We start from the raw sequence: 16301 nt of genomic DNA, 5'->3' as shown, positions 1-16301 counted from the left end.
AATTACTTTCTCTCAAAAAATTCTAACTCCATCTCTTTTTAAAATAGCTAGACAACGTCTCCACATGTAGAATACTCACTATGTTCAATACACCCAATTATTTAGGTCTTTTATGAGCGCACATGCGAGTCTAGCAACATGTACTGCCTTTGAGTTGTTGCGCAAAGAGCGTATTGATTCTCTTAATATCGAAGTATCTGAATATCGGCATAGTAAAACAGGCGCCCAACACATCCATATAGCAGCAGAAAATACCGAGAACGTATTTTTAGTGGCACTCAGAACTGTACCCACAGACTCTACTGGAATTGCTCATGTCTTAGAGCACACGGCACTATGTGGCAGTGAAAAATATCAAGTACGCGATCCATTTTTTATGATGGTGCGTCGATCTCTAAATACTTTTATGAATGCCTTTACTAGCTCTGACTGGACAGCATACCCATTCGCAAGTCAAAACAAGAAGGATTTCAACAACCTGCTAGACGTATACCTGGATGCCGTCTTCTTTTCTCGATTAAATGAACTGGATTTTGCACAAGAGGGTCATCGCATAGAATTTAAAGACCCAAATAATACTGAGTCAGAGCTTGTTTTTAAAGGCGTCGTGTTTAATGAAATGAAAGGTGCCATGAGCTCAATTACCTCTATTTTATGGCATACGCTTTGTAAATATCTTTACCCTACAACTACTTACCAATTTAACAGCGGCGGCGCTCCAGAGTGCATTCCAGATCTTACCCATGATCAATTAAAAGCCTTTTACAAAACTCACTACCATCCTTCTAATGCTATATTTATGACCTTTGGGGACATTCCTGTAGATGAACTACAGACTAACTTTGAAGATAAAGTACTGCATAGATTCGAGCCACTAGACATAAAAATTTCTGTCCCAGATGAAAAACGTTACTCTAAGCCTATCGCCATTCAAGAAAACTACGCCTTCGATGGAGAAGAAGGCATAAAAAATAAGACTCATATCATAATAAGCTGGTTGCTTGGAAATACTACTAATCTTGAAGAAAATATGGAGGCTCAGCTATTGTCCAGCATCTTACTGGACAATAGCGCCTCGCCTTTACAAAAGGCTCTCGAGACCAACAACATAGGACTGTCACCCTCCCCATTGTGCGGCCTTGATGACTCACAACGAGAACTTTGTTTTGTCTGTGGCATTGAAGGCAGCGAGCCAAAACATGCAGATGCACTAGAAGAGCTGGTGATGGGCGTATTGAGAGATGTGGCGGAGAATGGCGTGCCCAAAGAAGAAGCAGAAGCATCGTTACACCAAATGGAACTCGGTCAGCGTGAAATTGGCGGTGATGGGTACCCTTATGGTTTGCAGCTTATATTGACGGCTCTAACAAATGCAACACATAGAGGCGACCCAATTGCCTTGCTGGATATTGACTCAACCCTGCAAAAACTACAACGTAGCATTCAAAATCCTGATTATATCAAGCAGCTTGTTCGTCGGCTTCTTTTAGAGAATACCCATAGAGTCAGACTTACCTTGGCCCCCGACACCCAGTTATCAAAAAAGACAGAAGCCCTTGAAGCTGAACGTTTGGCTGCCATAAAAGAAAGCCTAGATGAAGCCGGTAAGCAAGCTGTGGTCAATAAATCGATGCAATTAAGTGAGCGCCAACAACAAAAAGATGATGAATCAGTACTGCCCAAAGTTGGATTAAAAGACATCCCGAAAAAAATGTCGCGCTCTACCGCTTCAAAAAAACATCAAGGATCACCACTGCTTAATATTTACAATACTGGAACTAATGGTCTTGTGTACCAGCAAGCAATTATTCAGCTGCCCAAGCTAACCGAAGAGCAGATCAATCTTCTACCGATTTATAGCCATGGTCTTACTGAGCTAGGTGTTGGTGATAAAAGCTACCTTGATACGCAGCGCTGGCAATCTCAAATCAGCGGAGGGGTCAGCGGATTTTTGAGCGCCAAAGGACTTCCTCATGATGCACAATCATTATCAGGCCACTTGATTCTCTCAACTAAAGGTCTAGCAAAAAATCAATCCAAGTTGACGGACTTGATGCAGGCAACGATAGAGGAGCCGAGATTTGATGAATTACCCCGAATCCAAGAGTTAATTGCGCAAACTCGGGCACGACAGGAATCGAGTATTACCGGTGTTGGTCATCGGTTAGCTATGACTGCAGCTTCACGCGGAGCAACGCCAGGAGCAAAACTAGCCCACCAGTGGGGAGGCCTGGAATCAATCCGGCATATCAAACAACTAGATGCCTCTTTAAAAAGCAGCCAGGACTTACTTGGGCTTGGAGAACAGCTAACTGAGTTGCATAGACTGGTATTGACTGCTCCACGAAAATATTTATTGATAGGAGAGACTGACAAGTTCGACTATAAGAGCTTAGAAAGCAATCCCTGTTTTGCGGAATTAAAAAAATTGGGCTTCAAGGCCTTTAGTCCTACTCATACGACTTGCCGTGTCTCAGAATTTTGGAAACTAAATACACAAGTTAATTTCTGTGCCAAATCTTATTCAACTGTTTCTGTAGCACATCCAGATGCCGCCGCCCTTCAAGTATTAGGTGAGTTTCTTCGCAATGGATATTTACATAGAACGATTCGAGAGCAAGGCGGGGCTTATGGTGGTGGAGCCACACAAGACAATACTACCGCAACTTTTAAATTCTTCTCTTACAGGGATCCTCGCCTAGCAGCCACATTGGATGACTTTGATCTGTCTTTGGATTGGTTGCAAAATGAAAAACATGAACGGATCCAAGTAGAAGAATCAATTCTGGGGGTCATTAGCTCTATTGATAAACCATCCTCTCCTGCTGGGGAAATTAAACATGCCTTTCATGCCGAGCTTTATGGTAGAAACCGAGAAGTTTTAGAGCTGTTCAGAAACCAAGTCCGAGAAGTAACCTTAGAGGATTTGCAGAGAGTTGCAGACAGGTATCTCAAAAAAGAAAGTGCCAGCATCGCGGTAATTGGCAGCAACGAGAACTCTGCTGTCGCAGATACATTAAACCTTTCATTAATGACTCTTTAGGAGGCCATGTATGTTTCAAACAACACTAGAACCTCGTTTTTCGGAAACAGACATTTTAGGCCATATCAATAACACTGTATTTCCGGTGTGGTTTGAGGTCGCTCGACAAGACATATTTAAACTGGTCCATCCAACGCTAACTCATAATGACTGGCCCATGGTGATCGCCCGCATTGACGTAGACTTCATCCGCCAAACTCAATACGGGAGCACGGTTTCCATTAATACCTATATTGCAAGAATAGGTCATAAATCTTTCACGGTCTCTCATGAAGCCTGGCAAGATGGCTCTTTGGTTGCTAAAGGAGAAGCTGTTCTAGTCTGGTTCAATTATACTCAAGAATGCAGCTGCCCTATTCCTGAAGATATTTGTTTGTTGCTCAAAAAACATTTGCAAACTGCTCACAATAATTAAAACTATGAACCTCCCCAAACAATCAATCATCAATTTTTCAAGCTTTATTGATGTAATTTCTAAGGGGCCTTTATCTTCTTGGGCAAAAATACTCCCCGAGCAAATTGAAAAAACTATGTCAACGGGACGTTGGGGTGATATGCCGGCTTGGGAGCTAGCCCTCAAAAATCTTCCTCAGATTACCCCCTCGACAGTAGATTTAAAAAATGGTGTGCTAATAGGGAGTCCTAACGATTGTAATGACGAAACGCTTACCCGTCTCAGAACGCAACTCATGGGCCTCCACCCATGGCGAAAAGGGCCTTTTTATCTGTGCGGTCTTGATATCGATACGGAATGGCGCTCAGATTGGAAATGGAACCGAGTGCTGCCTCACATTTCTCCACTTGCAGACCGTCTGATACTAGATGTGGGATGCGGAAATGGCTATCACTGTTTGAGAATGCAGGGTGAAGGTGCCAAAAGAGTCATAGGTATTGATCCATCCGTCAAGTTTGTTTACCAATTTTACGCCATCAAGCATTTCATCAATCAAGCCATGAATCAAAATAAACCTGCTGCAGGGCTCCCTGTTGATGTCCTGCCAGTTGGCATTGAACACATGCCCGCTGCACTAAAATTCTTTGATACAGTTTTTTCTATGGGGGTACTGTACCACCGCCGATCTCCCATTGATCATCTAGGTGAATTGCAAAATCTACTTCGACCTGGAGGCCAGGTTGTGATTGAGACTCTAATAATAAATGGCGGGGCTGGCGATGTATTCGTTCCCAAAGGTCGTTATGCCAAGATGGCTAACGTTTGGTCGCTGCCCAGCGAGGAAACAATGTTATCCTGGATGAAGCAGTGTCAGTTCAAGAACGCTCGGATGGTGGATGTTTCTACCACAAGCCTCCAAGAACAGAGGTCTTCAGACTGGATGCAGTTTGAATCTCTAGTAAATTTTTTAGACCCAGATAACCCCAAGCTAACAATAGAGGGCCATCCAGCCCCAATGAGGGCGGTATTCATCGCCGAAAACTGAGAGCAAGAGTGAACAACTAGTCATTGATCTCAGCAAAATTTGAGTGGAGATTAAACTCAGCATGTATTTGCAAACACCATCGGTTAAGTCGGTCAGAAGACAGCTCCGACTGCTGATCTTCATCAAGCGCCAATCCCACAAAATGTCTTCCAGCATGGTTCTTTAGCTTGATTTCTGCTTTTGAGGCAGAGTAATCATAGCCATCTGTGGGCCAATAACCCACTATATGGGCTGCTGTTTTGCTAACCACCTCATAAAGTAAACCCATGGCATCCAAGAAAAAATCAGCGTAACCAAACTGATCACCGAGACCAACAAATGCTACAGTCTTGCCAGAAAAATCTACGGCCTCTATATCATCCCAAAACTCTTCCCAATCTGATTGAATTTGACCAAAATCCCAAGTAGGAATACCAAGGATTAACTTGTCGTAATCAAGAAAATTTAGTTGGGTAACTTCTCCAATGTCATGGACATCAACTACTTCTTCTCCAAGCCTTCGTGCAATGCGATAGGCTGTAGATTCAGTGTTTCCATCATCACTTCCAAAAAATATTGCAATTTTTTTCACTATTATCTCGGCTTCTTATGTCCTAAAGAATAACTCTTTAAAAGAATCGGTTAATCTGTAATTGAATGTAATTATCTCTGCTAAATGGATGGAACGACTCGCCTGGCTCTGAATGCGCTATTAATCTTACCTGTAGCTCTAACACGACGTCTTCTTTAAGACGACTCTCTGCCTCAATGCTATAAAAAGCTTCTGACGTTTTATTATCAACGACAACTCCAGCTAGAATTGATCCATCTTGCATATTATTTAGTACCCACCTAGCACCTATAAAGACATCATTATCAGCACTAGTAGCTGCTTCGTAAGAAGAGCGATTATCATACTGGTACTCCAAAAGCACCCCAACATCACCTGCGCCTTCAAAAACCTGATAAAAGGTATACTCAAATCCTGCTATGCTAGCAAAAAATGACTCCTCATATCCATCTCGAACAAAAGACTCCAACTTCCAGAGCCAAGAACCCCTGGTGTACTGCAGGTCAAGCCCAATCTGCTCCATTTGATCATAATTGAGAACCACATCTGAATTATTAGCACCCACCCCTAGCCTAGGATCTCGATTTGTTCCATTAAAGTAGTGCAACCCCAAGTCTATATCACCGAAGTAATGACTGTATCGCAAAGCAAAATCAAGATGCTTTCTTTTATTTCCTGATTCATATTTAGCGTTATCAGCATCGACAGGAGATGCAGCTCGTAAACGACCATTTACCCCAGGAAAAGATCGCTCACGAAAATAAGGCAGCAAATAAAAACTGAGCAGCCCCCAGTCTTTTTGAAGTGCCAAGCTGATCATTGGCTGCCCAAGTTTATCTTCCTGGTCAAGATCTTCGACTAAGTCTGTTTGATTGATAACATCCACAAGGTGCACAGATTCAGTAACACCCCAAAAAATTCTATTGACCCCAAAAAGAAGTTCTATTTCTCCGTTTTTGTAGGCCCAATAAGCTTCTTTTAGGTCGAAATGAGAGCGTTTGTCATCATTTTCATCCCATCGAGCAAAGGGTATGAAGGATACGCGCTGGCTATTATCTTCACTACGCCAGCGCACCTCCCATTCACCAGAAATTGAAGATTCAACATCGCTAGAATTTTGATCTGCCCATAACGCATCTTGAGTAAATCCTCGAAGCTGAAACGCAACATTACCGCTAATGTCTAATTCTTGGTTGTCAGAAATCGCATTATTTGCAATCAACAAGGCGAAGAGCCCGGCAAGACCCAGTACTAAATATTTTGATAATAGACAGGAAGAATCTTTCAAGTGGTCTACCTCAGTCCAGGAAGTCGACCTTTAACAAAATCAATATCAGTCAAGCCAACTTTAAATTTATATTCACCATAGATCAAATCACTACTTTTTTTTGTCTGCAAATTTTTCATTACCAGGCGATGAGGTCGCCAATACTTTTCTTCATATATACGATAATCTTCAAAGATAAGTTCTTTTAATAAGCTTTCTTTGCGGTCATAAAATTCTATCTTGCGAAGCTGATAGTCAGCACTATCAACCCATGCTATTTGCTTGGTGTACCCAGAATTTTCATAAAGAGGAATACGCTCAATAACATCACACGTTAGGCTTCCACACGCCTCTTGTTTTAGATAGTTATATTTGAATTTATTTAGCTCACTAGCAGTAAAATCCTCAAATGCGAACTCAGAACCAACAAACGGGCCAGACTTATTCCTTGAAGAGATCCTCTTTACTCTTTTTAAAGCCGGAAGATACAGCCACTGGTCGTCTGATTCCAGCATTTTTGCGTGAGAAAGCAGCGCGGTACCCTCTATATCTCTTGGGGTTGAAAACAATATTAAGCTTTTATCTCCAATAGACTCATCAGGCACTTCAAGTGTTGTAAATCGCAACGTTCTAGATGCTGACTTACCTGCAGCATTACGTAAAATCATTGTCATTTCAGTCTCGCTGTCACCAAAACCTCGATCAGACCGATCAGACCTGGCGGCAAGATTAAAGCCTTTTTCATCGAGACTTTCTGCTAGAACAGCATCTATATCTAGCTGTATCCCTAGAAGAACGCTGATAAAAAATATTGATCTGATATCTACAACATATTTTTTGATTAAGTTCACTTTTAGCATCCCTCAATAGTTTACGTCAGTACCGCCATTGCTTAATACAAGTATAATTTACTTATAACTCAAATCTTTAGGGTCGCTTTCTCTCTATATCAATAACCAAGAGGAGGGCCGGCAGCAATAGAAAATCAAGCAGCAAAGCAAATAATATTGAAAAAATCGTCATTAGCCCCAGATCAACATTCATCTTAAAGGCCGAAGCAGTCAAAACAAGAAAGCCGCTTATCAAAATGATCGTATTAACAACAATAGCCATACCAACACTAGAAAATGCATAACGAATGGACTCTTCTACAGAGAGGCCTTTTTCATTTTTAGCGCGAACATATTTAGACAAAAAATGCACAGTGTCATCAACAATAATTCCCAAAGAAATAGAAGCAACGGTGGCAACAGAGAACCCCACTTCCCCAAAAAGTAACGCCCAAGCACCAAAGGTCATCAGTAGCGGCAAAGTATTAGGCATCATGCTCAATAATCCTAATCGCAAACTCCTCAGTGCAATCATCATAATCAGGGCTATGGCTAGAATTGCGACGCCAGTCCCAAATATCATGTTATGTATATTGCGTTCTGTAATATAGGTAAACATAACTTGTGCACTAGTAGGTTGAGACTGCATATATTCTGGCAAATTTTGAGCCATCCATTTACGAGAACTGTCTAAGAAATTTTTTGTCTCGCTAGTACTGGCTTTTTGTAGCATAGCTGTGACTCGAGTTGCAGACTTATCAACATTTATACGATCATTTAAATCAAGCCCATAAGGCAAAGATAGCTCATATAACAATAAGTACTGGGCAGACAGCTCACGACTATCGGGTATGCGATAAAAATCCTCATCATCGCCATGCATATTTTTGTTTAAACGCTTCATGACATCAGTGATAGAGTAGACGTGAAGAACTTCAGGTTGCGTGCTCAGAAAATCAGTGAACTCTTCAAGATAATTTAGGTACTCGGGCTCACTAACGCCCCCAGTATTTAGTGCAGGAACAGAGAACTCAATAGGATACAAACCAAAGTTCTTAAGCGCCTGGTCTGACTCCCTACGAAACTCGATACTTGTATCAAAATATTCCACCCATTGATCATTGAATGAAATCGTCGGTATAAATCCAGAAAAAACAAGTACTATCAAGCTTGAGCCAACCAATATTTTTCGGAAATTTGATATCACAAAATCAGCTAACGAGCCCATCACTCTTTGTGTCCATTCTGTCTCTTTAGTCATTTTTATGCTCACCGGCAACAAACTAATCATTGCCGGAAGCAACGTAATGGAAAACAGCCAGGCTGCCAAAATACCTACAGCCGTGATGTTGCCTAAATGCCAAAAAGGAGGCGAATCAGAAAAATTGAGCGCAAGAAAACCAACAATGGTGGTGATTGAAGTGATAGCAACTGGCATAAAGTTAAGACGTACAGCTTCTGATATTGCTTCAGATTTTGTCAGCCCCTCTCGCATAAGAGTACGAAGAGATATTAGTATATGAACAGAGTCTGCGACTGCCAAGGTAAGTATCACTGTAGAGGCGCTCATGGATATCGGTGTGAGTTGGACGCCAAAAAAACCTGCTGCACCCATACCTACAACAGTAGAAAAAGCAACTATTAAGAAAATTACAATAGTTCCAGCAAAAAACCTGAGTATCAACCATGACATCGTCAGTATTACCAAAAACATCAAAGGAGTGAGACTTCCTGCATCCTGTAAGCCTACCTCTGAAAAAGCATTATTAAGCATTGAAACGCCTGTAAGAGAAATATTGACTCCGCTAAACTCTGTCTCTATACGTTCGCGTAGCTCTCTTGCCGCAAGTACCGCTTCAGGTACCTCTAGCACGCTAGCTTCTGGATACTGCAATACAACATTAACAGCCGTCACACCGCCTGAAGGTGTGACTAGGTTATTTACTAACAATGGCTCATCTAAGGATATTTCTTTACGAAGAAGCAGTTCAGATGGAGACAAATTTTTGGCATCAATGACAAGATCTGAAACTATTAGCTCATCGCCAATTGCCCTGGTATATTGAAAATTGGTAACGGAGTCTACGCGAATCGCATAGGGTATTTTCCAAGCTTCAGCTGTCAGTTTCTCTACCGCATCCAAAGTGGTGTTTGTGAATGCAGTCTGTTTCTCTACACCTAAAAAAGGTTCAACAACAAACAAAATATTGTCATTTTTTGTGTATGTAGCCTGCAGGTCTTCAAAGGCAGAAAGCTCAGGATTTTCATCAGAAAAGAAAGTGCGGTAATTGGAGGCAAACTCCAATTCCCCCATTCCTCTGCCAAAGCCAGCAGTGATAATAATGGCAAGCAATAAAACGGCCCAACGGTACCTAATAACGCTATCAGTGAATCGTAATGAGAATTCGTCTATTGCTTTAAAATAGCGCTCCATCAATTTGCCCCATACTGTGTGCGACTAGTGATTTACTGATCTCAATCGAAAGAATCAAAAAAATTCTTAGTCATCTTATACCAGACATATTAGGGATCATATAAAACTGAAAAAACCCACCAAAAAAATTTAGGGGTAACGCTCTATGGCTAGCATGCAGAAGTAGGATATTATTTTGTAAGATGGCGCACCCGGAAGGATTCGAACCTTCGACCGCTCGGTTCGAAGCCGAGTACTCTATCCAGCTGAGCTACGGGTGCGTTAAGGCAAACAATCGATCAACTACTAACTAAATGGTATCTTATACTAAGCACATTACGGATCATATAAAACTCAAATAAACCACTTAGCTTAAAACTAGACCTTTCATATCAAAATAAAAAAGCTTGCCATTACTGGAAAGCTTTTAATTTGAATGGCGCACTCGGAAGGATTCGAACCTTCGACCGCTCGGTTCGTAGCCGAGTACTCTATCCAGCTGAGCTACGAGTGCATCAAGGGCGCGTAATATAAGAAAGTAGCGCTTTTTAGTCAAGCTGAAAGGTTGCAACCCGTATAATTAGTCTACTTAATCATTGAGCCTAATGGGCCAATAAAAGCTTTAAGGTGCTAATCATCAATTACCCTCAAATTAATGATAACCTGCAATCTTTGCTTTAAACTCTAGATCTAGAATTATTCTGATGATATCGGACAGCTTGGAGCTTTAATCTTGGCAAATAATCACTTTGACGTAAATCCCACCACTCTTCCCGCATGGCAAGAGCTAACAAAGCATGCGTCATTATTGAAAGAAAAGCGCATAGAGACTTTATTTGCTGAAAACAAGCTGAGAAATAGCAACTTTTCGATTAAACACAAAGGCTTTTTGTTAGATTATTCAAAAAATTTAGTCACCGAAGAGGTGCTACTCTCGCTTTTCTCGTTGGCGGACCAAGCTTTACTCAAAGATCATACGGCTGCTTTTTTTGCTGGCGAAAAAATTAATACTTCAGAAAAAAAATCTGCGGTTCATATGGCCCTCAGGGGACATAAAAAAGATAACTACAGAAGCGAAGGCGAGCTCATTTATGGACAAATCGCCTACAGTCTTAGTAAGGTCAAAGATATAAGCTCAAAAGTCAGAAATGGTACTTGGTTGGGCTCCACAGGAAGGGCCATAACAGATGTTATACACATTGGCGTTGGGGGCTCTGATTTAGGGCCAAGAATGGCCTGCCAAGCCCTCAGGGCTCATGCGCATGAATCAATCAATATACATTTTATCTCAAATGCCGACGGCTCTGAAATATTAGCAACCATCAAGACTCTTGATCCAGAGACCACCCTTGTAATTATTGCGAGTAAGTCATTTTCAACACTGGAAACAATGCTGAATGCAGACACTACCATGAGATGGCTGCAAAAATCTTTAGGCTTAAAAAACCCACAGTCCTCCACCCATGTGATCGCTGTAACAGCGAACAAACAAAAAGCCGCATCATATGGCATTGACCCCTCAAGAACTCTTGAATTTGAGGAATGGGTAGGCGGACGATTCTCTTTATGGTCTAGCGTTGGGTTATCAGTGTCTATTTATATAGGGCATGATAATTTCACTCATATGCTAGACGGTGCACGTGAAATGGATATCCATTTCAATACCGCCCCCTACGAGCATAATTTGCCTGTTATGCTCGCATTAATAAGTATCTGGAATAACAACTTTCTAAATGCACATACGTGTGCAGTTATCCCCTACTGCGAGCGTTTATCACTGTTTCCAGCATATCTTCAACAGCTTGAAATGGAGAGTAATGGGAAATCTGTCTCCCTTAATAACGAATCATTAGAGTATGCAACAAGCCCAATAATATGGGGCAAGACGGGGTCAGACGCACAGCATGCATTTTTCCAACTATTGCACCAAGGCAGCCATTTTGTACCTGTAAATTTTATTGGCTTTATTAACGATAAAACGAGCAATAAAAAACATCATGATTTTCTATTAGGTAACCTCATTGCCCAGTCATCTGCATTAATGATAGGAAGGTCAAATGAAGAACTACCTATGTATCAGAAACAGCCAGGCAACAATCCATCCAATACGCTTTTAATTGATGAGCTGACGCCCTCAAGTTTTGGTGCGTTAATAGCGCTTTATGAGCATAAAACCTTTATCCAGGGCAGTATATGGAACATAAACTCCTTTGATCAATGGGGCGTAGAGTTAGGGAAAAAAATGACAGAAAACCTGCTAGATACCAACAAGAGCCTTGAATTTATTGATACCTCAGCACAATATCTTTCCCTCTATATAAAAGAACACACATCATCATGAGACCGCTTTTGTCCAGCGAATACTGACTGTATTTCATAATGATTAATCAGCAATACACTAACACTTGGATGCCCTGACCTATTAAGTTATCGACCAATGCATGACCTACAAACCCAGTAGCCCTAGTGACTAGTGCCCGCATCCGTACCACCTTAAAAAATAAACAGAACGAGACAAATCGCCAGCCCTAAACGGTCAATGAAGCGTCGCCTCGACTCGCTTAAGAGGCAAAGCAACTTAAGATTTGATAGAATTGAGGGCTTGGCCACCAAGCAAGCGATGGTGTTCAGTTGAGGGTCTTGGTTGATTGAAGCGCAGACCTGACTAACTTTGGCGACTGCACCGTGATACCAGCCCTGCTGTAGTTGAATTAACCGTGTCCACTTGGCGAGCATACCGCTGTTGGCATCCACTACGTTTAACGTATGCTGGCGACTACCAAGCTTGAGAGTGTTTTACCAGTGCCTAACACTAACTCGCACACCAATAACCAAGGAATCATGCCGCTATCGCAGTATGCAAAATCTCTAAAATAATAATGGGCGCTCATTTCATCCCTATAAATGGCGTTTTCTTTACGCATATGCTCTTTAATATTTGAGCATGCTCAGAAATCCCTCGTTAACGCTTACTGGTGGCTTCCATCCGAGCAACGTTAAATTTCTTGAAATATCGACTTGAAGCGTACCATTTAACCGATCAAAAAAAGAACGCTTACCGATCAATATCAATATAAACTTAAGCGACAATGGGTGTACATAAAACAACCTATCGGCCTTACCCATCGCCTTCGACAATCGCTCTATCAGGACTTTTGTTGACATGTCATCTCCATCACTCACCAAAAAAGTTTGTCCAGCCGCCGCCGGATGCTCAATGCAAGTCTGGATAAAGCTAACCAGATTACCAATACCCACAAAACTTCTTCTGTTACCTGATAGGCCGCCAAATGGCAAAGGAAAACCCAGTCTAATAAAACGAATAAGTGCCGCAAAGTTTGCTTTTACGCCAGGGCCATAAACCAATGGGGATCGAATGATGACAACTTCCATGCCCGTCTCTTTAGAAATCTCGCCCAAGGCTACCTCAGCCTCCATCTTAGACACCCCATAAGCGTCCATCGGATGCATCTCTGATTTATAGGTAAGCGGGGAACCAATCATCGAGGTCTCTGCACAACTCTTCACCGAGCTAAGATAAATAAATCGCTTTACGCCAGAAGACGCAGCCTGCCTTGCAAGGTTTTTAGTGCCCTCAACATTTACCATTCTAAAAGCTTCAAGCGGGTTCTGACTTGATTCGTTCATCACATGTACTCGTGCTGCCACATGCACAACCACCGAACAGCTCTGCAAGGATTCATCCCAATCAGTGAATGCACCAATACCATCAATCTCATGAAAATCAACGCAATTAAGCAAAACTTGAGCTCTAGGCCGAACAGGGCAGCTAACGTAAATACCATCCTTAACCAGGGCGCTAACCAATGCACGGCCCACGAACCCAGAAGCACCGGTCACCATCATTTTTAAATGACTCACGACTTAATTGGCCCTAGAATGACCATTAACATACACATCACTAAAAAAAGTAACTGATCCCTAAACCTTCTACGGCAGGAAAAAGCGTTAAACATCAGCCTTAGATACCCTAAACGTGTTTCAGTAAACCAATCACGTACAGGCGCCTTTTTAGCTAAACCTAAGGTATCCGCAATAAGTGCTGCCTGACTTATCGCCCAGCCACTCAAAATATTCTTAAGGCGCGATTTAAAAGCGCTAAAGCCAGAATTAACACCAACCTGATTCTTTGCGTGCTGACGGTAATGCATCCCTGAAGTCTCATCGATGATCCAACGATAACCCCTCGACCGAGCAAAGGCATAAGTAAACCAATCATGCAGTGCAATTTTTTGCATTTTTTGATGATGCTCAATAATGAAAGCTTGCAGCTCAAACGCGAGCTTAGCCGAGATAACATAGGTACAACCAGGACCAGCCGCCTCGAACAAGAAGTCCCAGCGCACCTGCGGCTGTGACTTGTTAACGAATACCTGACGACCATCAGGCCAGAACGCGGTCACGTTACTCGAGTAGCCATCAGCACCAGATCTTGTTAATGCCTCACAGGCCCTCAAGAGTTTATTCGGAAACCAAATATCATCCTGATCAGAAAAGGCAACATAGTCGAACCCAGAGAAGTTGACCTCCTGGATTAACCGGTAGAAGTTGGGGCCAGCACCACCAAAGCCTTTACCGTGAGGCAGGATACGGATACGACCCTCGCCCAACGAGAGCTGGTCAATGAACTGCTCGGTACCGTCATCTGAGCGGTCGACACTCACAAATAAGGAAACATCGACCGAGTTCTGGGCGAGGATCGAGCTGATCTGATAGTCAATCAAAGCTCTACCATTGTACGCAGCAAGAAGAACCGCAATTTTAGCATCCATAAAGTTAGCCCTCTCTCCATAGCTGATTATAGTGACGCCAAAGTATTAAAGATAACGGGAACACAATTAAGCTCTGAACAACGAGCATCACTAGCACCACCCCAGATGATGTTGAATGGGCCTGCAGTATCGATCCAGGTAAAATCAGCAATGCTCCTACGACCGAAACCCAGACCAATGGCTCACGCCTAAACGACCTTAACTGGGCGGATAGCGCACCATTGATATGATAAAAAAACACAAAAACCAATAACCCAACAAACTCCCAGAATGGGAGCAGCCGACTAATATAAGGGGTATCCATCAGTAGCAAAAATATAATGACTAACGCCATCGCACCTAATAAAAAAACACATACGGATTGAATAAAATCACGCCTGAAGATATGATCAAGGATTAGCCATTCACGTCTTGCAACCGCCTGTGACATCATGGGAACATGTCTCGCAATCCATGATTGAGCAATGATTCCCAACATATGTGCAACGGTCAGCGACAAACCCATTCGACCTGCGACAACTGGATCTTGATAGTAGAAAAGTATAGGAGTTGCCAGCTGAGACATAAAAAAAACGCAGACCCAATGCAGCCCCAGCCGCCATTGGTGTGGCCATATAGTGGAGAGCCAATCAAATTCATCTCCGCTGAGCGTCCGGATCACCGTCCAAATTAAGCCAACCCTTCTAAATAGCAACCAACAACACACCACCAAAAACCCCGCAAATGGCATCATGACCGCAGCCCATAGCCATGCTCCTGAAGATAAGGCTACCCAAGTAAGTAGGGCGCCCAAGATACCCTGAACGAGTCTAACCTTATACACCTCGGAAACCTCTCCCGTGCCCTCCACAATCGCCAGGAATGGAAGGGTCATCATGTTGGCACCCGTAAGCAGGATAAGCGCAACCCAAGGCCCCATCCACATCAGTATACTCATGCCTGGCGACTGACGCTGACTAAATAAATGATTACCCACCAGGAACGCCAGGACTACAAATAAAAGCGCCATGAATAGGTACATCCTGGCCGAACTTGATAAGAAGGATTGAAACCTATCGGACCCATCGCCCCCAACACGGCCGCCATCTAGCCAATGGAGGTTAACGAACATGTGAGCGCTAAGCTGAAGTAACGCTGCCGAGAGGCCCATCTCAAAGATTGAGTAGAGTGCCGCGATACTGATGAATGTATAGTACCAACCCTGCTGCTCATGGCTCAGGGTTGAGGTAATCACCGCTACGGTTACCAGGCCAGCACAGCCTTGCCAGAGCCTTTGACCGACTACTAATGTGAGAGGACTTCGCATTATTGTTTATCTTGGAGCTTGAGCGTCCAACGCGAGTAAATGCAGTACTGCCTAATTGTCTGACTTAGAAGTACTGACTTAATGAACGGGGTGTACAGAAATTCTTCAATGGTGAAGCCTAACCTGTCTGCTAATTCAGTTAGGCTATCTTCGTTGTAGTAGACCTTATGGTCAGAGTCGCAGAGCTGTCCATACAGACCTGGAACACCGATCACCAGGAAGCCATCGGGGTGCATCACGCGCTTAATCTCATTAAGGAGGGGCACCGGATCGAGGATGTGCTCGAGCACATTATCAAGCAGCAGCGAGTCAAAACTAGCCGTATCAAATGGTAACTGATCAAATGGCATCAATTGAGCCGCTAAGCCACGCCACCTACAAAACTCAATATTAAACTCGTTGACATCGACCCCGACAGAGCCCGGCCGGTATTTAAGCATGTCGCCGATACCACAACCAACGTCCAAGACTCGCCCCTTGAGCAGACTGTTGATCCTTGGATATAAGAAAAAACGACGATAGAGCCTCCCCATAAGGGATCTCTTTTTTAGATATTCAAAATACGCTTGATTGTTGACCATGTCTAAGCTTGCAGAAATTCAAGCCATGATGTAACCATAGTTTGGAATATGGCGCAACACCAACTACAACTTATTAAAG

At 42.8% G+C, this 16301-nt stretch carries 12 protein-coding genes, 2 tRNA genes and 1 pseudogene; 4 read left to right on the top strand and 11 right to left on the bottom strand.

Annotated elements, in window-relative coordinates; translation table 11 throughout:
• Positions 1-112: 112 nt before the first annotated feature.
• From ABXT41_RS02205 to cmoB, 3 genes are read left to right on the top strand one after another with little or no spacing between them, the layout of a single operon-like run.
• A complete protein-coding gene (locus ABXT41_RS02205; protein ID WP_415391203.1) occupies positions 113-3043 on the top strand; it encodes an insulinase family protein in 2931 nt (976 codons plus the stop codon).
• Positions 3044-3053: 10 nt separating this feature from the next.
• On the top strand, positions 3054-3458 hold the full coding sequence (locus tag ABXT41_RS02200; RefSeq protein WP_415391202.1) for an acyl-CoA thioesterase: 405 nt from the start codon (positions 3054-3056) through the stop codon (positions 3456-3458).
• Positions 3459-3462: 4 nt separating this feature from the next.
• Positions 3463-4482, top strand: coding sequence for a tRNA 5-methoxyuridine(34)/uridine 5-oxyacetic acid(34) synthase CmoB (gene cmoB, locus ABXT41_RS02195; RefSeq protein WP_415391201.1), 1020 nt, complete (start codon positions 3463-3465; stop codon positions 4480-4482).
• A gap of 16 nt (positions 4483-4498) precedes the next feature.
• Here the strand turns inward: cmoB and ABXT41_RS02190 are convergent, their stop codons facing one another.
• The 6 genes from ABXT41_RS02190 to ABXT41_RS02165 all read right to left on the bottom strand — a co-directional run bounded on the left by ABXT41_RS02190 (position 4499) and on the right by ABXT41_RS02165 (position 10056).
• Positions 4499-5053, bottom strand: coding sequence for a flavodoxin (locus tag ABXT41_RS02190; RefSeq protein ID WP_415391200.1), 555 nt, complete (start codon positions 5051-5053; stop codon positions 4499-4501).
• 37 nt (positions 5054-5090) lie between these two features.
• Positions 5091-6320 (bottom strand): hypothetical protein, encoded by a 1230-nt coding sequence (locus tag ABXT41_RS02185; RefSeq protein WP_415391199.1) that lies wholly within the window; start codon positions 6318-6320, stop codon positions 5091-5093.
• Positions 6321-6325: 5 nt separating this feature from the next.
• Positions 6326-7150, bottom strand: coding sequence for an outer membrane lipoprotein-sorting protein (locus tag ABXT41_RS02180; protein WP_415391198.1), 825 nt, complete (start codon positions 7148-7150; stop codon positions 6326-6328).
• 76 nt (positions 7151-7226) lie between these two features.
• On the bottom strand, positions 7227-9563 hold the full coding sequence (locus ABXT41_RS02175) for an efflux RND transporter permease subunit (RefSeq protein WP_415391197.1): 2337 nt from the start codon (positions 9561-9563) through the stop codon (positions 7227-7229).
• Between the two features lie 183 nt (positions 9564-9746).
• Positions 9747-9823 (bottom strand) — tRNA-Arg (locus tag ABXT41_RS02170).
• Between the two features lie 156 nt (positions 9824-9979).
• A tRNA-Arg gene (locus ABXT41_RS02165) sits at positions 9980-10056 on the bottom strand.
• Positions 10057-10275: 219 nt separating this feature from the next.
• Here ABXT41_RS02165 and pgi point away from each other — a divergent pair.
• Entirely contained in the window at positions 10276-11883 is a 1608-nt protein-coding gene (pgi, locus tag ABXT41_RS02160; protein WP_415391196.1) for a glucose-6-phosphate isomerase, read from the top strand.
• Between the two features lie 436 nt (positions 11884-12319).
• Here pgi and ABXT41_RS02155 read toward each other — a convergent pair.
• From ABXT41_RS02155 to ABXT41_RS02135, 5 genes and pseudogenes are all read right to left on the bottom strand, one after another.
• Positions 12320-12478, bottom strand: a pseudogene (locus ABXT41_RS02155) (phosphomannomutase); the annotation flags it as partial.
• Positions 12474-13406 carry an NAD-dependent epimerase/dehydratase family protein gene (locus ABXT41_RS02150; RefSeq protein WP_415391439.1) on the bottom strand — a complete coding sequence of 311 codons (933 nt, stop codon included), beginning with the start codon at positions 13404-13406 and terminating at the stop codon, positions 12474-12476. The gene ABXT41_RS02150 and the pseudogene ABXT41_RS02155, both read right to left, overlap by 5 nt.
• 14 nt (positions 13407-13420) lie before the next feature.
• Positions 13421-14335 (bottom strand): glycosyltransferase, encoded by a 915-nt coding sequence (locus tag ABXT41_RS02145; RefSeq protein ID WP_415391195.1) that lies wholly within the window; start codon positions 14333-14335, stop codon positions 13421-13423.
• Positions 14336-14339: 4 nt separating this feature from the next.
• Positions 14340-15641 (bottom strand): hypothetical protein, encoded by a 1302-nt coding sequence (locus tag ABXT41_RS02140; RefSeq protein WP_415391194.1) that lies wholly within the window; start codon positions 15639-15641, stop codon positions 14340-14342.
• Positions 15641-16222: a class I SAM-dependent methyltransferase gene (locus ABXT41_RS02135; RefSeq protein WP_415391193.1), complete on the bottom strand. Its 582-nt coding sequence runs from the start codon at positions 16220-16222 to the stop codon at positions 15641-15643. Before ABXT41_RS02135 ends, ABXT41_RS02140 begins: the two co-directional genes overlap by 1 nt.
• Positions 16223-16301: the final 79 nt, after the last annotated feature.

The organism is Porticoccus sp. Uisw_050_02, assembly GCF_047729555.1.
In the GTDB taxonomy this organism is placed as follows: Bacteria; Pseudomonadota; Gammaproteobacteria; order Pseudomonadales; family Porticoccaceae; genus Porticoccus.
Note: the sequence above shows the minus strand (reverse complement) of the source record. Positions and strands in the feature narration are given on the sequence as shown.

Bases quoted from the DNA above. Each gene is read 5' to 3' on its own strand.
- ABXT41_RS02205 (WP_415391203.1), top strand. From the start codon at position 113: ATGAGCGCACATGCGAGTCTAGCAACATGTACTGCCTTTGAGTTGTTG.
- ABXT41_RS02200 (WP_415391202.1), top strand. From the start codon at position 3,054: ATGTTTCAAACAACACTAGAACCTCGTTTTTCGGAAACAGACATTTTA.
- cmoB (WP_415391201.1), top strand. From the start codon at position 3,463: ATGAACCTCCCCAAACAATCAATCATCAATTTTTCAAGCTTTATTGAT.
- ABXT41_RS02175 (WP_415391197.1), bottom strand. From the start codon at position 9,563: ATGGAGCGCTATTTTAAAGCAATAGACGAATTCTCATTACGATTCACT.
- ABXT41_RS02150 (WP_415391439.1), bottom strand. From the start codon at position 13,406: ATGGTGACCGGTGCTTCTGGGTTCGTGGGCCGTGCATTGGTTAGCGCC.
- ABXT41_RS02145 (WP_415391195.1), bottom strand. From the start codon at position 14,335: ATGGATGCTAAAATTGCGGTTCTTCTTGCTGCGTACAATGGTAGAGCT.
- ABXT41_RS02140 (WP_415391194.1), bottom strand. From the start codon at position 15,641: ATGCGAAGTCCTCTCACATTAGTAGTCGGTCAAAGGCTCTGGCAAGGC.
- ABXT41_RS02135 (WP_415391193.1), bottom strand. From the start codon at position 16,222: ATGGTCAACAATCAAGCGTATTTTGAATATCTAAAAAAGAGATCCCTT.